The organism is Burkholderia sp. AU33545, assembly GCF_020419685.1.
Lineage (GTDB): Bacteria > Pseudomonadota > Gammaproteobacteria > Burkholderiales > Burkholderiaceae > Burkholderia > Burkholderia diffusa.
In genome coordinates, this window is sequence record NZ_JAIZRQ010000006.1 from 109,042 (window position 1) to 130,622 (window position 21,581).

Genomic DNA, 21,581 nt, shown 5'->3' on the forward strand with positions numbered 1-21,581 from the left:
TCATCTCACGCCCTCATCACCACTCGGCGACGCTGCCGTCCGCGTGACGCCACACCGGGTTGCGCCAGCGATGTCCCGTCTTCGCCATCTCGCGCACTTTCTCCTCATTGACGTCGATGCCGAGCCCCGGGCCCTGCGGGATCGCGACGAAGCCGTCTTCGTAGCGGAATACCTCGGGGTTGCGCAGGTAGTCGAGCAGGTCGTTGCCCTGGTTGTAGTGGATGCCGAGGCTCTGTTCCTGGATGAACGCGTTGTAGCTGACTGCATCGAGCTGCAGGCACGCGGCCAGTGCGATCGGGCCGAGCGGGCAGTGCAGCGCGAGCGCGACGTCGTAGCTTTCCGCGAGCGTCGCGATCTTGCGGCACTCGGTGATGCCACCCGCGTGCGACGCATCGGGCTGGATGATGTCGACGTAGCCGCCCGCGAGGATGTGCTTGAAATCCCAGCGCGAGTACAGCCGCTCGCCGAGCGCGATCGGCGTGTTGGTCTGGTTGACGATGTCGCGCAGCGCCTCGGCGTTTTCCGACAGCACCGGCTCCTCGATGAACATCAGCTTGTACGGATCGAGCTCCTTCGCGAGCACCTTCGCCATCGGCTTGTGCACGCGGCCGTGGAAGTCGACGCCGATCCCGACGTGCGGGCCGACCGCGTCGCGCACCGCTGCGACGTTCGCGATCACCTGCTCGACCTTGTCGTACGTGTCGACAATCTGCAACTCCTCGGAGCCGTTCATCTTCACGGCCTTGAAGCCGCGCTCGACCACCGCGCGCGCGTTGTTCGCGACGTCGCTCGGTCGGTCGCCGCCGATCCACGAATACACCTTGATGCGGTCGCGCACCTGGCCGCCGAGCAGCGCGTGCACGGGCACGCCGTGATGCTTGCCCTTGATGTCCCACAACGCCTGGTCGACACCCGCGATCGCGCTCATCGTGATCGGGCCGCCGCGGTAGAAGCCGGCGCGGTACATCACCTGCCAGTGATCCTCGATCAGCAGCGGATCCTTGCCGACCAGATAGTCGGCGAGTTCGTGCACGGCGGCTTCGACCGTGTGCGCGCGGCCCTCGACGACCGGTTCGCCCCAGCCGACAATCCCTTCGTCGGTTTCGATCTTGAGGAACAGCCAGCGCGGCGGGACGACGAAGGTTTCGAGGCGGGTGATTTTCATGTCGCGAGTCTCCAGGGTTGACCGGCGCGGACATGCAGATGCGGCGCCGGTCGAATGCGTGACGGTTATCCTAGCGTAGCCCGATAAAAAATAGTATTAATAGCACTATTGTGCAGATAGTGGGCAGCCGCCCGCGCACCCGGCCACCGGAGAACGATCATTCAACGCGACCTGCATGGACAGACGGCCTTCCGGCTGGCGACGGCGATCCTGCGCGGCGACTATCCGCCCGAGTCGCTGCTGCCGCGGGAGCCGGACCTGATGGAGATGTTCGGTGTGAGCCGCACGGTGATGCGCGAGGCGCTGCGCACGCTGACGTCGAAGGGGCTGGTCGAATCGCGGCCGAAGGTCGGCACGCGCGTGCGGCCGCGCCGCGCATGGAACCTGCTCGACGCCGACCTGCTCGACTGGTACGCGCGCGTCGCGCCGCCGCTCGCGTTCGCGCTGAAGCTGCAGGAGATGCGCGAGATGATCGAGCCGCATGCGGCCGCGCTGGCCGCGCGCGCGCACGGGCCGGGCGCCTTTGACGCGATCGAGGACGCGGTGCGCGCGATGGCCGCCGCCCGCAACATAGACGAATGGGTGCGTGCGGACCTGCGCTTTCACCTGAGCGTGCTGGAGGCCGGCGGCAACGAGCTGCTGGTGCCGCTCGGTGCGCTGATCGATCGGACGCTCGAGGCACAGCTGCATCTGAACGCGCGCCGGGCGCATGTGTTCAACGCGTCGCTCGCGGAGCACGTGGCCGTCAGCGACGCGATTCGCGTGCGCGACGAGGACGGCGCGCGCCGCGCGATGGCGTCGCTGCTCGCGGTGACGCGCGCGCGGATCGAGATGTCTTGACGGGGAGGGCGGTGCGGGCCTTCAGTGGTTCGCGCAGCCGCCAGGTTTCAGCACGCGTTGCGTCGACGCCGGATATTTCGCGAGCAGGCTCGCCGGGCGGCGCGGCCGCACCACCAGATCGCCGCCGCAGTTCGGGCAGCGGCCCTTCAGCACGTCGTCCGCGCAGGTCGCGCAGAACGTGCATTCGAAGGTACAAATGCGTGCGTCCGGCGAATCGGGCGGCAGGTCCTTGTCGCAGCATTCGCAGCCGGGGCGCAGTTCGAGCATGGCGGTTTTCCTCGTGGTCGGCGTGGGTGGGGCGGGCGCTGTCGCACAATGCGCGCGACGCGGTGCGCGCTACTGTACGCGCTTGAATCGGCCCCGCCAATGGTGTCCGGTCAGGACGTTGCCGACGCGCGCGCCGCCGTCAGGACGGCTCGACCGGCGCGGCCTGCGGCGCCGGCGTTTCCGCCTGCGGCGCCGGGCCCGTCGTGCGCGTGCCTGCCGTGACGGGACGCTCGATCAGCGGCGCGAGCGCCGGCGCCATCGACTTCAGCAACTGCACGGCCATTGCGCTCGTGAAGTCGTAGCGTGCAGCGTACGGCTCGTGCGCGGTCGCCGTCAGCACACCGAAGAAGCGGTCGCCGAGCACGAACACGAACGTGCCGCTGCGATTGACCTTGCGCGACTCGATCAGCCGCGCGCCGCGCGCGTAGACATTGAAGCGCTGGTCGCCCGTCCCGGTCTTGCCGTACACCTGGAGCGTCTTGCCGTCGGGCAGCGTGAAGCCGCCCGCGAGACGCCGCGCGGTGCCGTTGAGCACGACGTCTCGCAGCAGCGTGCGCGCCACGTTGACGATCTCCGGCGACAGCATCGGCTGCGGCTGCGCGGCCGCGCGCACGAAGCGCGTTTCGTACGGCGTGCCCTTCGCGAAGTCGAGGCGCGTGATCGTCTCGGTCGGCGCTTTCTGGCCGCCGTTCGCGATCAGGCCGATCAGTTTTGCGAGCGCGTCGGGCTGGTCGCCCGATGCGCCGATCGCGGCCGCGTATGACGGCGTGACTTCCGCGAACGGGTAGCCGAGCGCGCGCCACGCTTTCGTGATCTCCCCGTACGCGCGCAGCTCGACCATGTGGCGAATGCGCCGGTCCTGGGTCGCGTGGTAGCGCGTCTTGTACAGCCACGAGTACGTGTAGAAGCGCGCATCGCGGCTTTCGCGCTGGACTTCGCCGAGCGGCGCGTTCGGGTGCGCGCGCAGATAGTTGAGCGTCCACAGCGCGAGCGGGTGGACGCTCGCGATATAGCCGCGATCGTTGAGGTTGAACCGCTCGATCGCGTACTTCGCGTAGAGCGCGGCGAGATCGTCGTCCGAAAGCGTCGCGGCCGGCGTGCCCTTCAGATGCGCGCGCATCTGCGCGCTGAACCACGCGAGCGATTCGTTCGGCGCGACGCTGCGCAGCACCGTCGCGATCTTCGGCGGCGACTTGCGCACGTCCTGCAGCATCAGCGCGAGCGCGTCGTCGGGCGCCTTGCCTGCATAGCGCGTGTAGTAGCGCTTGACGTAGACCTTGCTTTCGCCGTCGACGAACTGCTCGAGGTAATGCTTGCGCTGCTCCGGATCGCCGAGCCACGACGACGACGGGCCGGCTGCCTGCAGCATCTCGTAATGGACGATGTCGCGCATCAGCCGCACGAACACGAGGTTGACCGAGTGCTCGAACGCCGCATGCAGCGTCAGGATGCGGCCGTTGTCCGACTTCTCGAAGTTCGAGAACACCTGCGCGCCGCCTCCCGTGTAGAACACGTCGGGGCTCGCCGAGTACTTGCGTTCGACCGCCGCGTCGAGCATCGCCTGCAGCGAGCGATCGCGCGTATGCGACAGGTAATCGAGCGCCCAGCGCGACAGCCCGTCGATCGGGTCGGGCTTCACCTTCGCGAGTTGCGCGTTCGACAGGTCGCCGTAGCGCGCATGCAGGTCGGAGACGATCTGCAGGTAGGTGATCAGCGTGCGCAGCTTCGCGGTCGAGCCGAGGTTGATGCGGCCGCCGCGGTTCACGTCGAACGGCTGGTTCACGCTGTCGGTCTGCACGCGCAGCATGTTCGCGCCGTTGCGGTGCTCGTACAGCGTGAAGCTGTACGTGAGGTGCGACGGGTCGTCCTTCGGGGCGAGCATCTCGAAGCCGTACAGGCCGGCGGCCTGCGCGCCGTCGCGGGTCGACGCCTGCGCGAGCCGTTCGGCGACCGCCTGCTGCACGCCGTTGTCGAGCGTGCTGGTTGCTTCGAGGTCGAGCTGGTCGAGCTGGTACAGGTCGCTGATCCCCAGTGCCGACAGCAGCGACGCGCGCGCGGACGATATGGCCTTGCGCGACACGAACGACTGAACGTGCGCGGCGGCCGGCGGCGCGCTGCGCTCGATCTGCGCGGCGAGCGCCGCATCGCGCAGCGCGGGCGAGATCACGCCGCCGTTCGACAGGAGCCGCAGATAGCTGTCGGTCAGCTTCTGCAGCGCCGGATAGCCGCGATTCAGGAAGTACGATGGCGCGCGCTGCGCGATGATCAGCGACAGCACCTCGCGGAACGTCTTGCCCTGTTCGTCGACGTTGTCGCCGCTCGTCGGCGCGGACAGAATCCGGTTCACGTCGTTGAAGTCGCGGCCGTACCACGCGGCGAGACCGTCGCCGATGCCGGTGATTTCACCCACGTGCGGCCGCGCGGCGAGCGGCACCGAGTTCAGGTAGCGCACCAGGATCGCGCGCCGCGCGAGCATCGTCTGCGGACCGTTCAGGTACGCGAGGACCGACGCGGACGCGATCTGTCGCAGCTTCTCCGGCGGCGTCGCGGTGCGGCCGTCGGGCGAATGGCGGAACTTCTCGATCTGCGTCGCGAGCGTGCTGCCGCCCGGACGCGCCTGGTGATGGTTGACGACGTGCATCGCCTGGTCGGCGAGCGCGCGGCTGAAGCGTCCCCAGTCGATCGCCGGGTTGCGGTTCGGCTGGTTCGCGTCGAGCAGGTAGCGATCCTCGATGAACAGCAGCGAATCCGCGATCACGCGCGGCACCGCGTCGAAGTCGGCGTAGACGCGCTGCGGGAACACGGTCGCGAACAGCGGCGCGCCGGTCGAATCGAACAGCATCAGCCCGGCCTGGTCTTTCTCTTCGTAAGGCAGGAACAGGCCGTGATCGGCGAGCGACAGCATGCGTTGCGAATCGCGCGCCTGCTTGCCGACGACGAAGCCGCGCGCGAGCAGATGCTGCTGGAACGCGGGAATCATCGAGTAGCCGAGGCGCTGGTCGTACGGCCCGTTGGCGGGGAAGCGGATGTGGTCGCTTGCGCCGGCCTCGACGGTGTAGCCGACGTCTCGGGTGAGCTCGGACAGATAGTGCGCCTGCAGGCGCGACGTCTCGATCTCGGTCATCACGAGTCGCGCGATGATCGCGATCGCGATCACCAGCGCGGCCAGCAAGGACCACTTGATCCACGTCCAGACCGAGGCACTCCCGGTCACACGCGGCAGGATGCGATTCAGCGGCCGATTCATGGCGGCGTCTCCCTGAAGGCGCAGGCTCCGGCCGCACCTCATTAAGGATTAGTGTAGTCCTCCGCAGCGGGCTGCCAAGGGCGGTTCAATACCGAGATGCGTCGACGCAACGCACATGCCCGTGACATGCGGCATCGGCGTTGCGTTGCGGTGGCATGTGTCGCCGTGGAGTAACGTTTGCGCGCACCGCTGGCACGCCACGAGCGACGGCGGCAGGCCGCGCCGGCCGTTCACGCACCGGGTTTGTGCATTGCCGCCGTATCGATCGCAATTCGGGTCCGATCCTCTCCGTGGCCGGTGCGTGAGGACGGTACGGGTTTCCGCGATAGCCGGGTGCACCGGCTGCAGGTACGATCGGCGGATGTGCGGCGCGTGACCGCTCTCACCGGGGGTGCCATGTCGATCCATCCCGTCGCGCTCGTTTGCACGACGATCTTGGGATTGCTGCTGTTCGGGCTCGGCCTGACCGTGTCCGTTACGCGCTTCCGGCACACCACCGGTTCCGGGTGTGCGTCCGATCCGACCGACGGGTTGCACAAGATCGTGCGCGCGCACGGCAACACGGCCGAATACGCGCCGTTTCTCGCGGTGCTGTTTCTCTATTTCGGCGCACACGACCCGTCGCGCGCGATCGTCTCGTTGATCGTCGCGGCAACCGCGTGCCGCTGTCTGCTCGTGATCGGACTGCTTGCGTGGCCGACGATGGGCAAGCCGAACCCCCTGCGTTTCATCGGCGCGCTCGGCACGTATCTGTGCGGCGCCGCGCTTTGCGTCGCGTTGTTCGTTTGAGCGCGTCGCTATCGCCCTGGCCGCGTCGTGCGATCGTGCCGGCGCACGGCTTCGACGAAGCAGTGAATCCGGTAGTCGCACGCGATCGTGTTCAGCGCATTGCGCCGCGTGCGCACGCCGGCCGACAAGGCCGGGATCGACTCCTTCACGTCGATCGTGACCATCCGCTCGCGCATCCAGTCGATTTCCATGAAGTGCTTCGACGCGCACGACACGGTGTCGGTGCATAGCGACAGTGCGAACGCCGCGCTGAACGACGTGCATTCGACGATCGGCTGCGCGGTGATATCCTCGCGAAACGCCCGCAACCGACGGGCGGATACCGACTGCCCGCGCGCGGCCCGACGCCGCGCTGCGCGGCGTTTCCGAGGGAGAGCCGAAGCATGAGCCGCAAATTCATCCTGAAGGGCGACACGACCGACCATGGCGGTGTCGTGCTCGACGGAATCGCCAATTCGTCGTTCGACGGCCGCGAACTCGCCTATCTCGGCGCGCCGGTGTTCTGCGCCGCGTGCAAGACGCAGGGCGTGATCGTGTCCGACGGCGGCGAGCGGACGATGACCGTGATGGGCAAGGTCGTCGCGCTCGAACACGACCTGTGCCAGTGCCTGTGCACGCCGCAGCCGAAGCTGATCCCGTCGCAGGGGACGGGCACCATCGCTGGCTGAGGCCCGTCGTCAGTCGCTGCCCTCGGTCTCGATCACGAGGATGCGCGCTTCGCCGAGCGGGTGTGCGACGTGTTCGGTGCCGATCGTCGCGTGAATTACGTCTCCCGTTTCGAGCACCGTCGCGTGTTCGATACCTGCTGCGCGGTAGCGCATCTCGACGCGGCCGTCGAGCACCGCGAAAACTTCCTCGCCGTCGTTCACATGCCAATGGTATGGCCGATCGGTCCAGTGCAGGCGGACCGTGATGCCGTTCAGGTTCGCGATGTCCAGCGCGCCCCACGGGCATTGCGCGGTGAAAGTGGTGCTGCGGATGATGTTCATCGGTAGGTCCGGTCCGTCAATGCGCTACGGAGGTCGGGCAGGCTGCGTGGCCGTGCGGCTCGCCCACCCTTCGGTTTTCGTGTGCCCGTTTTCAGCGCGACATCGCGCGCAACGCCGCGTCGATCGTCTGCCTGCGCTTCTCCAGCCCTGCCGCCGAGCGCTCGGTCACGCGCTTCAGCACCGACGCCGGCGCGGTATCCGGCGAGCCCGCATCGAACGGCGGCGCGGGCGCGTATTCGAGCGCCAGCTGGATCGACTGCGCCTCTTCGTCGCCGACGAGTTCGGCGGCGATCGTCAACGCGAAGTCGATGCCGGCCGTCACGCCGCCGCCGGTGATCAGGTTGCCGTCGCGCACCACGCGCTCGCGCACGGGCACCGCCCCGAGCGGCGCGAGCAGCGAATGAAATGCCCAGTGCGTCGTCGCGCGGCGGCCGCGCAGCAGGCCGGCCACGCCGAGCAGCAGCGCACCCGTGCAGACCGACGTGACGTAGCGCGCGGCGGCCGCGTGCTGCTGCACGAACGCGATCGTTTCGGCATCGAGCAGCAGGTCGTTGATGCCGATCCCGCCGGGCACGCAGATCACGTCGAGCGGCGGGCAATCGTCGAACGTGCAGGTCGGCGTGAGCGCGAGGCCGCTGCTCGACGCGACGGTGTCGCGCGATTTCCAGACCAGATGGACGGTCACGTCGGGCAACGACGCGAACACGTCGTGCGGGCCGGTGAGGTCGAGTTGCTGGACGCCCGGAAACACGAGAAGGCCGATATGCAGGGTCATGCGAACGCTCCGAAGGGAAGGGGATGCGCCACGGTCGGCGCACGATGGACAGATCGATTCTAGGCGCGTAGTGTTTGGCGAAATTGCCATATCGCCCACGTTTTCAGCCAATCGCCATGCCTGCCGCTCCGCGCTCGATCCTCGTCCTCGCGTTCCCCCGTGCGCAGTTGCTCGACGTGTCCGGGCCGCTGCAGGTGTTCGCATCCGTCAACGAACTCGCGCAGGAGCGCGGGCGGCCCGCACCGTACGCGCCACGTGTCGTCGCCGCGGAGGCGGGGCCGGTCGAGACGTCCTCCGGCCTCGTGGTGATGGCCGACTCGCTGCGCTCGGCCGGGCGGCCCGATACGCTGATCGTGGCCGGCGGCAAGGGCGTGCACGCCGCTTCGCAGGATGCGCGGATGGTGCGGTGGGTCCGGCAGCAGGCGCAGCGCGCGCGACGTGTGGCATCGGTCTGCACCGGCGCGTTCCTGCTCGCCGAGGCTGGCCTGCTCGACGGGCGGCGCGCGGTCACGCACTGGGCGCGCTGCGACGAATTCTCGGCGCGCTATCCGAACGTGCGCGTCGAGCCCGATCCGATCTTCATCCGCGAAGGCGCGCTGTGGACGTCGGCCGGCGTGACGGCCGGCATCGATCTCGCGCTCGCGCTGGTCGAGGAGGATCTCGGGCGGGCGGTCGCGCTCGACGCCGCGCGCGAGCTCGTCGTGTTCCTGAAGCGGCCGGGCGGGCAGGCGCAGTTCAGCACGATGTTATCGATGCAGCGTACCGACGACCGCTTCGGTGAACTCCATGCTTGGATCGCCGAGCACCTGACGGCCGACCTGTCGGTGCCGGCGCTCGCCGAGCGCGTCAGCATGAGCGAGCGCAGCTTCGTGCGTCACTATCGTGCGGAAACCGGTCGCACGCCCGCGCGCGCGGTCGAGCAGATTCGCGTCGAGGCCGCGCAGCGTCTGCTCGGCGAAACCGCGTGGCCCGTCAAGCGGATCGCCACTCGGTGCGGATTCGGCTCGGAAGAGACGCTGCGGCGCAGTTTCGTGCGCGTGCTCGGCGTGTCGCCGCAGGGCTATCGCGAGCGGTTCGTGCGGTAACGTGCCGGCGAACGGCGAACGGCGAACGGCGAACGGCGAACGGCGAACGGCGAACGGCGAACGGCGAACGGCGAACGGCGAACGGCGAACGGCGAACGGCGAACGGCGAACGGCGAACGGCGAACGCGCCGCGCCGCGCATGGCGACCGGGGACGGAGCTGCCGCGTCTGGAACTGCACGAATCCGTATCACTTTCCAGTCCGAAACGCTTTAACTATTCAAACGGGGCAAACAATAGACGGGGGCTTGTGCCGCGCGGGTTGCGCGCTCTATTCTGTTCCGTTGGCGATTCGAAGGGGGGGGGCGCAGCATGGACCGCATTCAGGCAATGGAAGTTTTCACCCGCGTGGTCGACGCGAACAGCTTCACGCGCGCGGCCGACACGCTCGCGATGCCGCGCGCGTCGGTGACGACCATCATCCAGAATCTCGAGGCGCTGCTCGGAGTGCGTCTGATGCACCGGACGACGCGCCGGCTGTCGCTGACGCCGGAGGGCGCCGCGTATTACGAGCATTGCATGAAGATCATCTCGGAGATCGCGGAAGCCGACGCGAGTTTCCAGACCGGCAACCGCAAGCCGACCGGCGTGCTGCGCGTCCACATGCCGAGTTCGCTCGGGCGGCGCGTCGTGTTGCCGGCGCTGTCGGTCTTCCGGCAGCGTTATCCGGACATCACGCTCGACCTCGGCTTGTCGGACCGCTACGTGGATCCGGTCGAGGAGGGCATCGACTGCATGATCCGGGTCGGGCCGCTCGAGGATTCGTCGATGGTCGCGCGGCGGATCGGGATGCTCAAGCGCGTGACCTGCGCGTCGCCCGACTATCTGGCGCGTCACGGCGAGCCTCAGGAGATCGCCGACCTGGCCGACCATCATGCGGTGAATTTCCGCGCGAGCCACGGTGCACGGGCGATTCCGTGGGTGTTCATGATCGAGGGCAAGCCGGTCGAGGTGCGGATGAACGGCAGCGTCACCGTCAACGATTCGGATGCGTACGTGACGTGCGGGCTCGAAGGGTTCGGGATGATCCAGCCGACGCTGTTCATGGTGCTGCCGCACCTGCGCGACGGCTCGCTGGTCGAGGTGCTGCCCGACTGCAATCCGAAGCCCAAGCCGATCTCGATCGTGTATCCGCACAACCGGCATCTGTCGCAGAAGGTGCGCGTGTTCGCGGACTGGATCGCGGAGCTGTTCGAGTCGACGCCGGCGCTGGAGGGCGGGGAGAACTGGCGGGGGAAGGTGCGGGCGGAGGCGATGGAGGAGCGCGGGTCGGTGGTGGCGTAACGAGTGGAACGCGCGCGCCTGACGGACAGGCGACGCGCGAATCCGCGTACGCCCGGATGATGCAATGAAAAAAGCCGCTGATCCTTTCGGAACAGCGGCTTTTCGCATTTGGTGGCGAATCAGGGACTCGAACCCCGGACCTGCGGATTATGATTCCGTCGCTCTAACCGACTGAGCTAATTCGCCGAAGACTTGAATTATGTAGATGTACCGCCGGGCTGTCAACACCTTTTTTCACTTTCCTGAAAAAAGGTGCCGGGGCCGGCCCCGGCGCGGGTTGCGGGCGGGGGTGCCGCCCGCAACCGACCTACCTCAATCCTGCGCGTAGATGTTCGAGTCCTTCGTCTCCTTGACGAACAGCAGGCCGATCACGAACGTGGCCAGCGCGATCACGATCGGATACCAGAGCCCCGAGTAGATGTCGCCCTTCGCCGCGACGATCGCGAACGCGGTCGCCGGCAGGAAGCCGCCGAACCAGCCGTTGCCGATGTGATAGGGCAGCGACATCGACGTGTAGCGGATCCGCGTCGGGAACATCTCGACCAGCATCGCGGCGATCGGGCCGTAGACCATCGTCACGTAGATCACGAGGATCGTCAGGATCACGATCGTCATCGGCCAGTTGAGCTGCGCGGGGTCGGCCTTCGCCGGGTAGCCGGCCGCCTTCAGCGTTGACGCGAGCGTCTTGTCGAACGCCGCGCCCTGCGCCTTCGCGTCGGCCGCCTTGCCGTCATACGCGGGGATCACCGTATCGCCGACCTTGATCTGCGCGGTCGCGCCAGCCGGCGCCGCGACGTTCTCGTAGTTCAGGCCGGCCTTCGCGAGCGCGCTCTTCACGATGTCGCACGAGCTCGTGAACTTCGACGTGCCCACCGGGTTGAACTGGAACGAGCAGGTGGCCGGATCGGCGAGGACCGTGATCGGCGCCTTCTGCGTCGCGAGTTCGAGCTGCGGGTTCGCGTAGTGCGTGAGCGCCTTGAACAGCGGGAAGTAGGTGAGCGCCGCGATCAGGCAGCCCGCGAGGATGATCGGCTTGCGGCCGATCTTGTCCGACAGCGAACCGAAGAACAGGAAGAACGGTGTGCCGATCAGGAGTGCGATCGCGATCAGGATGTTCGCGCTGGCACCGTCGACCTTCAGCGTCTGCGTGAGGAAGAACAGTGCATAGAACTGGCCCGTGTACCACACGACGGCCTGGCCGGCCGTCAGGCCGATGAGCGCGAGGATCACGATCTTCAGGTTCTTCCACTGGCCGAACGCTTCGGTCAGCGGCGCCTTCGACGTCTTGCCTTCCGCCTTGATGCGCAGGAACACCGGCGATTCGTTCAGCTGCATCCGGATCCACACCGACACCGCGAGCAGCAGGATCGACGCGACGAACGGCACGCGCCAGCCCCAGCTGCCGAACGCTTCCTCGCCGATGAACGTGCGCACGCCGAGGATCACGAGCAGCGACAGGAACAGGCCGAGGGTCGCGGTCGTCTGGATCCACGCGGTATAGAAGCCGCGACGGTTCGCCGGCGCATGCTCGGCGACGTAGGTCGCCGCGCCGCCGTACTCGCCGCCGAGCGCGAGGCCCTGCAGCAGCCGCATCGCGATGAAGATCACGGGCGCCGCGATGCCGATCGATGTGTAGCCGGGCAGGAAGCCGACCACGAAGGTCGAGATGCCCATGATCACGATCGTCACGAGGAACGTGTGCTTGCGGCCGACGAGGTCGCCGAGCCGGCCGAACACGATCGCGCCGAACGGACGCACGGCGAAGCCCGCCGCGAAGCCGAGCAGCGTGAAGATGAATGCGGCGGTCGGATTGACCCCGGAGAAGAAGCTCTTGCTGATGTAGGCCGCGAGTGATCCGGCCAGGTAAAAGTCGTACCACTCGAACACGGTGCCGAGCGACGACGCGAAGATGACCTTCTTCTCTTCGCCCGTCATCGGCGAGTGCGAAATTTGCTCGCCTAACGTTGCCATGAATCGTCTCCAAGTCCCTTGATATAGATATGCGGCCGCCTTGGGTGGGCGGGCCTGTCGACGATTATTGGCACGGAAACTTACGGCGCACTGACTCGCGGGCACAAATCGACTGCGCGTTAACCCGCGCCGAATCGGTCGTTTCGCGTTCCGATCGTGTCGCAATCGGGTGGTAACGCACCGGTTTCGACGCGATCGCGGTGCGGTACGGACTCGCGCGTATCAGGATTGATCCGGCGCGGTGTCCGACAGCGGCAGGCTGATGCGCACGAGCGTGCCCGCGAGGCGAGGTGCGCTTTGGTAGACGTGATCGTCGAGCGTCAGCGTGCCGCCGTGCTGGGCGGCGATCTCGCGCACGATCGCAAGTCCGAGCCCGCTGCCGTCGCCTTCGCGGCCGAGGATCCGGTAGAAGCGTTCGACCACGCGGTCGCGTTCCGTGGCCGGGATGCCGGGCCCGGTGTCCTCGACTTCGAGATGCACGCGTCGCGCCGCACGCTCGGCCCGCACGCGCACGGTGATGCGGCCGCCTTCGGGCGTGTAGCGGATTGCGTTGTCGACCAGGTTGCCGAGCATCTCGCGCAGCATCACGGGATTGCCGTCGACCTCGAGCGGTGCGTCGTCCTCCGGGCCTTCGTAGCCGAGGTCCATGCGCTTCGCGAGCGCGGCCTGCACCCAGTCGCGCACCGTGCGGCGTGCCAGCGCGGCGATCTCGACCGGCTCGAACGTCAGCCCGCTCGCGCGGTTCTCGGCGCGCGCGAGCGCGAGCAGTTGCGTGACGAGTCGCCCGGCCTGCTCGGAGCTCGTCGCGATCTGTTCGAGCGAACGCTGCACGTCGGGCGGCACGGGGTGGCGCAACGCGAACTCGGCCTGGGTGCGCAGCCCCGCGAGCGGCGTCTTCATCTGGTGCGCGGCGTCGGCGATGAAGCGCTTCTGCAGCGCCATGCTCTGTTCGAGACGCGCGAGCAGGTCGTTGAACGACGTGACGAGCGGCTCGATCTCGGGCGGCGCGCGCTGCGCCTCGACGGGCGACAGGTCGTCGGGCCGCCGTGCACGGATGTGCGCCTGCAGCGCGTTGAGCGGCGCGAGCCCTCGCGACAGCCCGAACCAGACGAGCAGGATCGCGAGCGGCAGGATCACGAACTGCGGCAGGATCACGCCCTTGATGATGTCGTTCGCGAGCGCGTTGCGCTTGTCGAGCGTCTCGCCGACCTGCACGAGCACGGGCTGCGCGCTGTTCGACTCGGGCAGCGCGACGGTCGTATACGCGACGCGCACGTCGTTGCCGCGCAGCAGGTCGTCGCGAAATACGACGACGCCCGGCGGCGGGCGGTCCTCGTCGCGCGGCAGCGGCATGTCGGCCTCGCCCGCGACCAGTTCGCCGCGGGTGCCGAGCACCTGGAAGTAAACGCTGTCGACGTTGTCCGCGCGCAGGAAGTCGCGCGTCTGCTGCGGCAGCGTCAGCTCGGCGACGCCGTTGACCGGATGGATCTGCCGCGCGAGCACGTACGCGTTGGTCTCGAGCGCGCGGTCGAACGGGCCGTTCGCGATCGTCTTCGCGACGAGATAGGTGACGGCGATGCTCATCGGCCACAGCAGCAGGAGCGGCGCGAGCATCCAGTCGAGGATTTCGCCGAACAGCGAGCGCGGACGCGCGGCCTCGGACGTGTCGGTTTCGTCGGGCGGCGCGAACGGGTTCTCGTAGCGCGCGTCGCGCGCGACGTCGGCGGCGGACGGTTGATCGCCGGTCGGATGGCGGGAATGGGCCGGCGTGGCCATCGCGGCGACGGCCGGGGTCAGCGCAGCGGCGTGCCGGCCGCCGCGGACTGGGGCGCGGTCGAGTCGGCCGGCGCCGCGGGCGCGACTTTCTCGAGGCAGTAGCCGAGGCCGCGCACGGTGGAAATCCGCACACCGCTCGGCTCGATCTTCTTGCGCAGCCGGTGCACGTACACTTCGATCGCGTTGTTGCTGACTTCCTCGCCCCATTCGCACAGATGGTCGACGAGCTGCTCCTTCGACACGAGCCGGCCGATGCGCTGCAGCAGCACTTCGAGCAGCCCGAGCTCGCGCGCGGACAGATCGAGCACGCGGTCGTTCGCATAGGCGATGCGGCCGACCTGGTCGAACGCGAGCGAGCCGTGGCGCACGACGGTCGGACCGCCGCCCGCGCCGCGCCGGGTCAGCGCGCGCACGCGCGCCTCGAGCTCGTTGAGCGCGAACGGCTTGGCCATGTAGTCGTCCGCGCCGAGGTCGAGCCCCTTCACGCGCTCGTCGACGCTGTCGGCGGCGGTCAGGATCAGCACGGGGAGATTGGAATTGCGCGCGCGCAGGCGCTTGAGCACGTCGAGCCCGGACATCTTGGGCAGCCCGAGATCGAGGATCAGCAGGTCGAAGGACTGCATCGACAGCGCGGTATCGGCCTCGACGCCGCTCTTCACGTGGTCGACGGCATAGCCCGATTGGCGGAGTGACCGGGTGAGGCCGTCCGCGAGTATGCTGTCGTCTTCGGCGATGAGAATTCGCATGTTGCTGACCGATGGCCGGCGGGGCGTTCGCGCCGGCGCGGCTGTCTCCGAAGTTATCCGTGTACAACGCAGCCTGCATTGCGGGCTTGCATAAAACACTGTTTTTTTATACAGTGTCTGCATTCGTGGGCAGCGCTTGAAAGCGGGCGCGCCTCTGACAGACGCTGCTCATCATAGCAAAGGACGATTCATGGAAGATAGCAAGAAGGGCTCCGGGATGACCGCCGAGAAGAGCAAGGCGCTGGCGGCCGCGCTCGCGCAGATCGAGAAGCAGTTCGGCAAGGGGTCGATCATGCGGATGGGCGACGGCGAAGCGGCCGAAGACATCCAGGTCGTCTCCACGGGCTCGCTGGGTCTCGATATCGCACTCGGCGTCGGCGGCCTGCCGCGCGGCCGGGTGGTCGAGATCTACGGTCCGGAATCGTCCGGTAAGACCACGCTCACGCTGCAGGTCATCGCCGAACTGCAGAAGCTGGGCGGCACGGCAGCCTTCATCGACGCCGAGCACGCGCTCGACGTTCAATATGCAGCGAAGCTCGGCGTGAACGTGCCGGAGCTGCTGATCTCGCAGCCGGACACCGGCGAGCAGGCGCTTGAAATCACCGACGCGCTGGTGCGCTCGGGCTCGATCGACATGATCGTCATCGACTCGGTCGCGGCGCTCGTGCCGAAGGCCGAAATCGAAGGCGAGATGGGCGATTCGCTGCCGGGTCTGCAGGCTCGCCTGATGTCGCAGGCACTGCGCAAGCTGACGGGCACGATCAAGCGCACGAACTGCCTCGTGATCTTCATCAACCAGATCCGGATGAAGATCGGCGTGATGTTCGGCAACCCGGAAACCACGACGGGCGGCAACGCGCTCAAGTTCTATTCGTCGGTGCGTCTGGATATCCGCCGCATCGGTTCGATCAAGAAGAACGACGAGGTGATCGGCAACGAAACCCGCGTGAAGGTCGTCAAGAACAAGGTGTCGCCGCCGTTCCGCGAAGCGATCTTCGACATCCTGTACGGCGAAGGCATTTCGCGTCAGGGCGAGATCATCGATCTCGGCGTGCAGGCGAAGATCGTCGACAAGGCGGGTGCCTGGTACAGCTATAACGGCGAGAAGATCGGCCAGGGCAAGGACAACGCGCGTGAATTCCTGCGCGAGAATCCGGAAATCGCGCGCGAGATCGAAAACCGCATTCGCGAATCGCTCGGCGTTGCCGCCATGCCCGATGGTGCAAGGGTCGACGAAGCCGAGGCGATGGACGAAGAAGAGTGATGGTCGGGCGCCGAGGTCAGGCTGGCGAACCGGAACCGAGCGACGCGTCCGACACGGCGGGTCGCTCCGGCCGGCAAGCCGAATCCTCGGGGGCCAACCGGCGGAGCGCGGGCAGTCATGCCGCGAGCCGCACCGCGACGAGGGCATCCGAGGATGCCCTCGTTTCGTTTGAGATGACCGTGCCGGTCGATCCGTTCGACGACGACGAATCGTTCGACGCGCACGACCGGTCGCGCCGTCGCGTGTCCGGTGTCAACTTTCCGGGCGAGCGCGCGGCTGATGTGTCTGCGTCGGTCAAGGAAGATGTGTATACGCGCAGCAGCCAGCATCCGCGTCGCACGCGCCGTGTGTCCAGCGGTTCAGCCGACGCTGCTTCCGGCGACGAATCCGGTGCCACCGAGCGCAAGTCGTCGAAACCGCCGCGTTCGCTGAAGGGCCGCGCGCTCGGCTATTTGTCCCGGCGCGAGTACAGCCGGGCCGAACTCGCGCGCAAGCTCGCGCCGTACGTCGGTGAGGACGAATCCGTCGAGCCGGTGCTCGATGCACTGGAAAAGGAAGGCTGGCTGTCCGACGCACGCTTTGCCGAGAGCCTCGTGCATCGCCGCGCATCGCGCGTCGGCGTCGCGCGCATCGTCAGCGAACTGAAGCGTCATGCGGTTGGCGACAGTCTCGTCGAGGAAGTGAACGCGCAATTGCGCGAGACCGAGTGGGCACGCGCGCAGGCCGTCTGGCGCAAGAAATTCGGTGCACTGCCGCAAACGCCCGCCGAGCGCGCGAAGCAGGCGCGCTTCCTTGCCGCGCGCGGCTTCTCGAGCTCGACCATCGTGAAGTTGCTGAAGGTCGGCGACGATTTCTCGATCGACGACTGACCGGTCCGGTCGCGCGCGCTGCGCGCGATTTTGCTGCAATGCAACCGTTTCCGGACAGGCGGGAATACCCGCCGTCGCGGCCGGATGCCTCAAATACCCAATATGCTAAAATCCACGGGTTTTCCTCTTCGGCCTCAACCTCCAGCATGCCGCTATCCGAGCCCGTGCCCCGTCAGTTGCGACATCGACGCGCAATCCGAGCGGAAGCCTACGAGCGCGGCGACGGCTTGTGGGACATCGAAGCCTGCCTGACCGACCACAAGCCGCGCGATGTCGCGCTTGCGTCGGGCATCCGGCCCCAAGGCCTGCCGATCCACGAACTCTGGCTGCGCGTGACTATCGATCGTGACCTCAACGTCGTCGACGCCGAAGCGTCTTCGGAGTGGGTTCCCTATCCCGGTCACTGTCAATCCGCCCCTCCCGCCTATCGGGCCCTCATCGGGCTCAATCTCTTCCGCAATTTCCGCCGCAACGCGAACCGGCTGCTCGCCGGCGTCGCAGGCTGTTCCCATCTCACCGAACTGTGTGCCGTGCTGCCGACGGCAGCGATCCAGGCGTTCGCCGGTGACGTGTGGAACGTGCGCGAGGAGGGAGGCGAAGGACCGGACCATGACGGCGAGCACGCCGAACCGCCTTTCCAGCTCGGTCGCTGCCGGGCATTGCGGTTCGACGGCGAGGTCGTGCGGCAGTACTACCCGCGCTGGTATGGCACGAACCGGCCGGACTTGCCCGGTGAGGGCAGCACGAAGGAATGAACGGAAATCATTCGAAGAAGCGTCTTAAGCGACATTTCATCCAACTCTCAGACTGAAGGGAATCACGCATGAAGATTCACGAGTACCAGGGTAAGGAAATCCTGCGGAAATTCGGAGTCGCGGTACCGCGCGGCAAGCCGGCGTTCTCGGTTGAAGAGGCCGTCAAGGTGGCAGAAGAGCTGGGCGGCCCGGTGTGGGTCGTGAAGGCTCAGATTCACGCGGGTGGCCGTGGCAAGGGCGGTGGCGTGAAGGTGGCGAAGTCGATCGAGCAGGTTCGCGAATACGCGAACCAGATCCTCGGCATGCAGCTCGTCACGCACCAGACTGGTCCGGAAGGCCAGAAGGTCAACCGTCTGATGATCGAAGAAGGCGCCGACATCAAGCAGGAACTGTACGTCAGCCTCGTCGTTGATCGCGTGTCGCAAAAGATCGTTCTGATGGGTTCGAGCGAAGGCGGCATGGACATCGAAGAAGTTGCCGAAAAGCACCCGGAACTGATCCACAAGGTCATCGTCGAGCCGTCGACGGGCCTGCTCGACACGCAGGCCGACGACCTCGCCGCGAAGATCGGCGTGCCGGCTGCTTCGATTCCGCAAGCGCGCGCCATCCTGCAAGGCCTGTACAAGGCATTCTGGGAAACCGACGCGTCTCTGGCTGAAATCAACCCGCTGAACGTCTCCGGCGACGGCAAGGTCATCGCACTCGACGCGAAGTTCAACTTCGACTCGAACGCGCTGTTCCGCCACCCGGAAATCGTCGCGTACCGCGACCTGGACGAAGAAGACCCGGCTGAAATCGAAGCGTCGAAGTTCGACCTCGCATACATCTCGCTCGACGGCAACATCGGCTGTCTCGTGAACGGCGCAGGCCTCGCGATGGCGACGATGGACACGATCAAGCTGTTCGGCGGCGAGCCGGCGAACTTCCTGGACGTCGGCGGTGGCGCGACGACCGAGAAGGTCACCGAAGCGTTCAAGCTGATGCTGAAGAACCCGGACCTGAAGGCGATCCTCGTGAACATCTTCGGCGGCATCATGCGCTGCGACGTGATCGCGGAAGGCGTGATCGCCGGTTCGAAGGCCGTGAACCTGAACGTGCCGCTCGTCGTGCGCATGAAGGGCACGAACGAGGACCTCGGCAAGAAGATGCTGGCCGATTCGGGCCTGCCGATCATCTCGGCGGACAGCATGGAAGAGGCTGCGCAGAAGGTCGTCGCGGCTGCCGAAGGCAAGTAACGCTATCGAATACGCATGGCGGCGCGGCAGATACGCGACGCCAATCGAACAGAGGTCAAAATACATGTCGATTCTGATCAACAAGGACACGAAGGTCATCACGCAGGGCATTACCGGCAAAACCGGTCAGTTCCATACGCGCGCCTGCCGTGAATATGCAAACGGCCGCGAAGCATTCGTCGCGGGCGTGAACCCGAAGAAGGCCGGCGAAGACTTCGAAGGCATTCCGATCTACGCGAGCGTCAAGGAAGCGAAGGCAGAAACCGGCGCGACCGTTTCGGTCATCTACGTTCCGCCGGCAGGCGCAGCCGCTGCGATCTGGGAAGCGGTCGAAGCCGACCTCGATCTCGCGATCTGCATCACGGAAGGCATTCCCGTCCGTGACATGATCGAAGTGAAGGACCGCATGCGCCGTGAAGGCCGCAAGACGCTGCTGCTCGGGCCGAACTGCCCGGGCACGATCACGCCGGACGAGCTGAAGATCGGCATCATGCCGGGTCACATCCACCGCAAGGGCCGCATCGGCGTCGTGTCGCGTTCGGGCACGCTGACGTATGAAGCCGTTGCACAGCTGACGGCGCTGGGCCTCGGCCAGTCGTCGGCAGTCGGCATCGGCGGCGACCCGATCAACGGTCTGAAGCACATCGACGTCATGAAGATGTTCAACGACGATCCGGATACGGATGCGGTCGTGATGATCGGCGAGATCGGCGGTCCGGACGAAGCCAACGCCGCTCAGTGGATCAAGGACAACATGAAGAAGCCGGTCGTCGGCTTCATCGCTGGCGTCACGGCGCCTCCGGGCAAGCGCATGGGCCACGCCGGCGCGCTGATCTCGGGCGGTGCGGATACGGCCGAAGCGAAGCTGGAAATCATGGAAGCGTGCGGCATCACCGTCACGCGCAACCCGTCGGAAATGGGTCGCCTGCTGAAGAAGGCGCTGTAATTTCCGCGTGGTTCGTCCTGCAAAAAACGCCGGCCTTGCCGGCGTTTTTTGTTATGCTCTCGCAATGAATTTGTAAGCCCCCGGCATGCGCGATGCATGTCCCGGCGTTCACCCGGCACGTCTGTCCGACAGCCGTTACCCCGCACCCGATACCGCTCATGCTTGAATTCCTGACCTCGCTCCACTGGGGTGCGGTGTTTCAGATCGTCATCATCGACATCCTCCTCGGCGGCGACAACGCGGTCGTGATCGCGCTCGCGTGCCGCAACCTGCCGGCCAACCAGCGGCTGCGCGGCGTCGTGTGGGGCACGGCCGGCGCGATCCTGCTGCGGGTCGCGCTGATCGCGTTCGCGGTCGTGCTGCTCGACGTCCCGTTCCTGAAGTTCGGCGGCGGCCTGCTGCTGTTGTGGATCGGCGTCAAGCTGATGGCGCCCGACGCCGACGCGCACGACAACGTGAAGCCGGCCGACCGGCTGTGGGACGCGGTGAAGACGATCGTGATCGCCGACGCCGTGATGAGCCTCGACAACGTGATCGCGATCGCCGGCGCGGCCGAGCAGGCCGATCCGTCGCACCGGCTGGCGCTGGTGATCTTCGGGCTCGTCGTCAGCGTGCCGATCATCGTGTGGGGCAGCACGCTGGTGCTGAAGCTGCTCGATCGGTTCCCGATCGTCGTGGCGCTAGGCGCCGGGCTGCTGGGCTGGATCGCCGGCGGGCTGATGGTGCACGACCCGGTCGGCGACCGCTGGCCGGTGCTCGATACGCCGGCGGCGATCTACGGCGCGAGCATCGCCGGCGCGCTGTTCGTCGTCGCCACCGGTTACGCGCTCCGGCGACGCCGCAGCGCCACGCACGCGTGACGTTGGCCGTCCGGCCGACTGCCGGGGCCGCGGCCCGCTGGCTACGATCGAAACGCCTGCCTGATTCGGCAGGCGTTTTTCGTTTCCGGAGCCAGTCATGTTCGAAGCCTTTTCCGTTTCCCTGTTCCGTCGCATCGCCGCCGATCTGCGGCGCGCGAGCCGGCCGTTGCCGCGCTGCCGGCCGGCCGGCTTCACGCTGATCGAGCTGATGATCGTGCTCGCGATCGTCGGCGTGATCGCGGCCTATGCGATTCCCGCGTACCAGGATTACCTCGCGCGGTCGCGTGTCGGCGAGGGGCTCGCGCTTGCTTCGTCCGCACGGCTCGCAGTGGCCGACAACGCCGCGAGCGGCGCGGGCCTCGACGGCGGCTACAGCCCGCCGGCCGCTACCCGCAACGTCGAATCCGTCGCCATCGACGGCGACACCGGCCAGATCACGGTGGCGTTCACCGCCCGCGTCGCCGCGGCCGGCGCGAATACGCTCGTCCTGGTGCCGTCCGCCCCGGACAAGGCCGACACGCCAACCGCGCGCGTGCCGCTGAAAAAGGGCGCGATGCAGGCGGGTGCGATCGCGTGGGAGTGCTTTGCCGCCGGCAAGTCTGCGTCGTCGCTTCCGGCGCCGGGCGCGGGCCCGTTGCCGGCGGAGGCCGCGACTTTGCCCGCGCAATATGCGCCCGCGGAGTGCCGCGCGTAGTGTCGGGGGCATGCCGGCAAGTCCGT

The 21,581-nt window shown here is 66.9% G+C and carries 21 protein-coding genes and 1 tRNA gene; 12 read left to right on the forward strand and 10 right to left on the reverse strand.

Features of this window, described 5'->3' with window-relative positions; genetic code table 11:
* Window positions 1–16 precede the first annotated feature (16 nt).
* Window positions 17–1,165, reverse strand: a complete 1,149-nt coding sequence (dgoD, locus tag LGM71_RS20660; protein ID WP_040144789.1) for a galactonate dehydratase — start codon at window positions 1,163–1,165, stop codon at window positions 17–19.
* A 156-nt stretch (window positions 1,166–1,321) separates the two neighbouring features.
* Between dgoD and LGM71_RS20665 the strand changes: the two genes are divergently transcribed.
* On the forward strand, window positions 1,322–2,005 hold the full coding sequence (locus LGM71_RS20665) for a FadR/GntR family transcriptional regulator (protein ID WP_059607581.1): 684 nt from the start codon (window positions 1,322–1,324) through the stop codon (window positions 2,003–2,005).
* A 21-nt stretch (window positions 2,006–2,026) separates the two neighbouring features.
* On the opposite strand, the gene LGM71_RS20670 is transcribed toward LGM71_RS20665, so the two are convergent.
* Window positions 2,027–2,272, reverse strand: a complete 246-nt coding sequence (locus tag LGM71_RS20670) for a DUF1272 domain-containing protein (protein WP_059528077.1) — start codon at window positions 2,270–2,272, stop codon at window positions 2,027–2,029.
* Window positions 2,273–2,411: 139 nt separating this feature from the next.
* Window positions 2,412–5,519 carry a biosynthetic peptidoglycan transglycosylase gene (locus LGM71_RS20675; RefSeq protein WP_226116199.1) on the reverse strand — a complete coding sequence of 1,036 codons (3,108 nt, stop codon included), beginning with the start codon at window positions 5,517–5,519 and terminating at the stop codon, window positions 2,412–2,414.
* Window positions 5,520–5,915: 396 nt separating this feature from the next.
* Between LGM71_RS20675 and LGM71_RS20680 the strand changes: the two genes are divergently transcribed.
* Window positions 5,916–6,308: an MAPEG family protein gene (locus tag LGM71_RS20680; RefSeq protein ID WP_059607575.1), complete on the forward strand. Its 393-nt coding sequence runs from the start codon at window positions 5,916–5,918 to the stop codon at window positions 6,306–6,308.
* An 8-nt stretch (window positions 6,309–6,316) separates the two neighbouring features.
* Here LGM71_RS20680 and LGM71_RS20685 read toward each other — a convergent pair whose 3' ends face one another.
* On the reverse strand, window positions 6,317–6,616 hold the full coding sequence (locus LGM71_RS20685; RefSeq protein ID WP_226116201.1) for a hypothetical protein: 300 nt from the start codon (window positions 6,614–6,616) through the stop codon (window positions 6,317–6,319).
* A 75-nt stretch (window positions 6,617–6,691) separates the two neighbouring features.
* Between LGM71_RS20685 and LGM71_RS20690 the strand changes: the two genes are divergently transcribed.
* Entirely contained in the window at window positions 6,692–6,976 is a 285-nt protein-coding gene (locus LGM71_RS20690; RefSeq protein WP_059607570.1) for a PAAR domain-containing protein, read from the forward strand.
* A gap of 9 nt (window positions 6,977–6,985) precedes the next feature.
* On the opposite strand, the gene LGM71_RS20695 is transcribed toward LGM71_RS20690, so the two are convergent.
* Together LGM71_RS20695 and LGM71_RS20700 are read right to left on the reverse strand one after the other, a co-directional pair.
* Window positions 6,986–7,297 (reverse strand): cupin, encoded by a 312-nt coding sequence (locus tag LGM71_RS20695; protein ID WP_226116203.1) that lies wholly within the window; start codon window positions 7,295–7,297, stop codon window positions 6,986–6,988.
* 91 nt (window positions 7,298–7,388) lie between these two features.
* A complete protein-coding gene (locus LGM71_RS20700; RefSeq protein WP_226116204.1) occupies window positions 7,389–8,072 on the reverse strand; it encodes a DJ-1/PfpI family protein in 684 nt (227 codons plus the stop codon).
* A gap of 116 nt (window positions 8,073–8,188) precedes the next feature.
* On the opposite strand from LGM71_RS20700, the gene LGM71_RS20705 reads away from it, so the two are divergent.
* The gene (locus LGM71_RS20705) at window positions 8,189–9,157 is read left to right on the forward strand and encodes a GlxA family transcriptional regulator (protein ID WP_175817095.1); all 969 of its coding nucleotides are present in this window, start codon (window positions 8,189–8,191) and stop codon (window positions 9,155–9,157) included.
* Window positions 9,158–9,467: 310 nt separating this feature from the next.
* Window positions 9,468–10,439 carry a LysR family transcriptional regulator gene (locus LGM71_RS20710; protein WP_226116206.1) on the forward strand — a complete coding sequence of 324 codons (972 nt, stop codon included), beginning with the start codon at window positions 9,468–9,470 and terminating at the stop codon, window positions 10,437–10,439.
* Between the two features lie 109 nt (window positions 10,440–10,548).
* Here LGM71_RS20710 and LGM71_RS20715 read toward each other — a convergent pair.
* The 4 genes from LGM71_RS20715 to LGM71_RS20730 form a co-directional block, all read right to left on the reverse strand.
* Window positions 10,549–10,625: transfer RNA gene (locus tag LGM71_RS20715), tRNA-Met, on the reverse strand.
* Between the two features lie 126 nt (window positions 10,626–10,751).
* A complete protein-coding gene (locus LGM71_RS20720) occupies window positions 10,752–12,410 on the reverse strand; it encodes an MFS transporter (RefSeq protein WP_124621380.1) in 1,659 nt (552 codons plus the stop codon).
* A 222-nt stretch (window positions 12,411–12,632) separates the two neighbouring features.
* Window positions 12,633–14,186 (reverse strand): sensor histidine kinase, encoded by a 1,554-nt coding sequence (locus tag LGM71_RS20725; RefSeq protein WP_226116208.1) that lies wholly within the window; start codon window positions 14,184–14,186, stop codon window positions 12,633–12,635.
* Between the two features lie 17 nt (window positions 14,187–14,203).
* Window positions 14,204–14,932, reverse strand: coding sequence for a response regulator transcription factor (locus LGM71_RS20730; RefSeq protein WP_226116210.1), 729 nt, complete (start codon window positions 14,930–14,932; stop codon window positions 14,204–14,206).
* 190 nt (window positions 14,933–15,122) lie between these two features.
* Here LGM71_RS20730 and recA point away from each other — a divergent pair, with 190 nt between their 5' ends.
* The 7 genes from recA (at window position 15,123) to LGM71_RS20765 (ending at window position 21,555) form a co-directional block, all read left to right on the forward strand.
* On the forward strand, window positions 15,123–16,196 hold the full coding sequence (gene recA, locus LGM71_RS20735) for a recombinase RecA (protein WP_059607555.1): 1,074 nt from the start codon (window positions 15,123–15,125) through the stop codon (window positions 16,194–16,196).
* On the forward strand, window positions 16,196–17,065 hold the full coding sequence (gene recX, locus LGM71_RS20740) for a recombination regulator RecX (protein ID WP_226116211.1): 870 nt from the start codon (window positions 16,196–16,198) through the stop codon (window positions 17,063–17,065). The genes recA and recX overlap by 1 nt, the downstream gene beginning before the upstream one ends.
* Window positions 17,066–17,211: 146 nt before the next feature.
* Window positions 17,212–17,820 carry a DUF2889 domain-containing protein gene (locus LGM71_RS20745; RefSeq protein WP_059528036.1) on the forward strand — a complete coding sequence of 203 codons (609 nt, stop codon included), beginning with the start codon at window positions 17,212–17,214 and terminating at the stop codon, window positions 17,818–17,820.
* Window positions 17,821–17,888: 68 nt separating this feature from the next.
* On the forward strand, window positions 17,889–19,055 hold the full coding sequence (gene sucC / locus LGM71_RS20750; protein ID WP_124900957.1) for an ADP-forming succinate--CoA ligase subunit beta: 1,167 nt from the start codon (window positions 17,889–17,891) through the stop codon (window positions 19,053–19,055).
* Window positions 19,056–19,119: 64 nt separating this feature from the next.
* Complete coding sequence (gene sucD / locus LGM71_RS20755; RefSeq protein WP_010090788.1) at window positions 19,120–20,001, forward strand: succinate--CoA ligase subunit alpha; 882 nt, start codon at window positions 19,120–19,122, stop codon at window positions 19,999–20,001.
* A 158-nt stretch (window positions 20,002–20,159) separates the two neighbouring features.
* On the forward strand, window positions 20,160–20,861 hold the full coding sequence (locus LGM71_RS20760) for a TerC family protein (protein ID WP_124621384.1): 702 nt from the start codon (window positions 20,160–20,162) through the stop codon (window positions 20,859–20,861).
* A gap of 97 nt (window positions 20,862–20,958) precedes the next feature.
* Window positions 20,959–21,555: a pilin gene (locus LGM71_RS20765; protein ID WP_059607921.1), complete on the forward strand. Its 597-nt coding sequence runs from the start codon at window positions 20,959–20,961 to the stop codon at window positions 21,553–21,555.
* Window positions 21,556–21,581: the final 26 nt, after the last annotated feature.

What these genes read in the sequence shown, in the direction of transcription:
- LGM71_RS20700 (WP_226116204.1), bottom strand. Translation starts at nt 8,072, where the DNA reads ATGACCCTGCATATCGGCCTTCTCGTGTTTCCGGGCGTCCAGCAACTC.
- LGM71_RS20695 (WP_226116203.1), bottom strand. Translation starts at nt 7,297, where the DNA reads ATGAACATCATCCGCAGCACCACTTTCACCGCGCAATGCCCGTGGGGC.
- LGM71_RS20725 (WP_226116208.1), bottom strand. Translation starts at nt 14,186, where the DNA reads ATGGCCACGCCGGCCCATTCCCGCCATCCGACCGGCGATCAACCGTCC.
- LGM71_RS20760 (WP_124621384.1), top strand. Translation starts at nt 20,160, where the DNA reads ATGCTTGAATTCCTGACCTCGCTCCACTGGGGTGCGGTGTTTCAGATC.
- recA (WP_059607555.1), top strand. Translation starts at nt 15,123, where the DNA reads ATGGAAGATAGCAAGAAGGGCTCCGGGATGACCGCCGAGAAGAGCAAG.
- LGM71_RS20670 (WP_059528077.1), bottom strand. Translation starts at nt 2,272, where the DNA reads ATGCTCGAACTGCGCCCCGGCTGCGAATGCTGCGACAAGGACCTGCCG.
- recX (WP_226116211.1), top strand. Translation starts at nt 16,196, where the DNA reads ATGGTCGGGCGCCGAGGTCAGGCTGGCGAACCGGAACCGAGCGACGCG.
- LGM71_RS20680 (WP_059607575.1), top strand. Translation starts at nt 5,916, where the DNA reads ATGTCGATCCATCCCGTCGCGCTCGTTTGCACGACGATCTTGGGATTG.
- LGM71_RS20675 (WP_226116199.1), bottom strand. Translation starts at nt 5,519, where the DNA reads ATGAATCGGCCGCTGAATCGCATCCTGCCGCGTGTGACCGGGAGTGCC.
- sucD (WP_010090788.1), top strand. Translation starts at nt 19,120, where the DNA reads ATGTCGATTCTGATCAACAAGGACACGAAGGTCATCACGCAGGGCATT.
- LGM71_RS20745 (WP_059528036.1), top strand. Translation starts at nt 17,212, where the DNA reads ATGCCGCTATCCGAGCCCGTGCCCCGTCAGTTGCGACATCGACGCGCA.
- sucC (WP_124900957.1), top strand. Translation starts at nt 17,889, where the DNA reads ATGAAGATTCACGAGTACCAGGGTAAGGAAATCCTGCGGAAATTCGGA.
- LGM71_RS20710 (WP_226116206.1), top strand. Translation starts at nt 9,468, where the DNA reads ATGGACCGCATTCAGGCAATGGAAGTTTTCACCCGCGTGGTCGACGCG.
- dgoD (WP_040144789.1), bottom strand. Translation starts at nt 1,165, where the DNA reads ATGAAAATCACCCGCCTCGAAACCTTCGTCGTCCCGCCGCGCTGGCTG.
- LGM71_RS20765 (WP_059607921.1), top strand. Translation starts at nt 20,959, where the DNA reads ATGTTCGAAGCCTTTTCCGTTTCCCTGTTCCGTCGCATCGCCGCCGAT.
- LGM71_RS20730 (WP_226116210.1), bottom strand. Translation starts at nt 14,932, where the DNA reads ATGCGAATTCTCATCGCCGAAGACGACAGCATACTCGCGGACGGCCTC.
- LGM71_RS20720 (WP_124621380.1), bottom strand. Translation starts at nt 12,410, where the DNA reads ATGGCAACGTTAGGCGAGCAAATTTCGCACTCGCCGATGACGGGCGAA.
- LGM71_RS20690 (WP_059607570.1), top strand. Translation starts at nt 6,692, where the DNA reads ATGAGCCGCAAATTCATCCTGAAGGGCGACACGACCGACCATGGCGGT.
- LGM71_RS20705 (WP_175817095.1), top strand. Translation starts at nt 8,189, where the DNA reads ATGCCTGCCGCTCCGCGCTCGATCCTCGTCCTCGCGTTCCCCCGTGCG.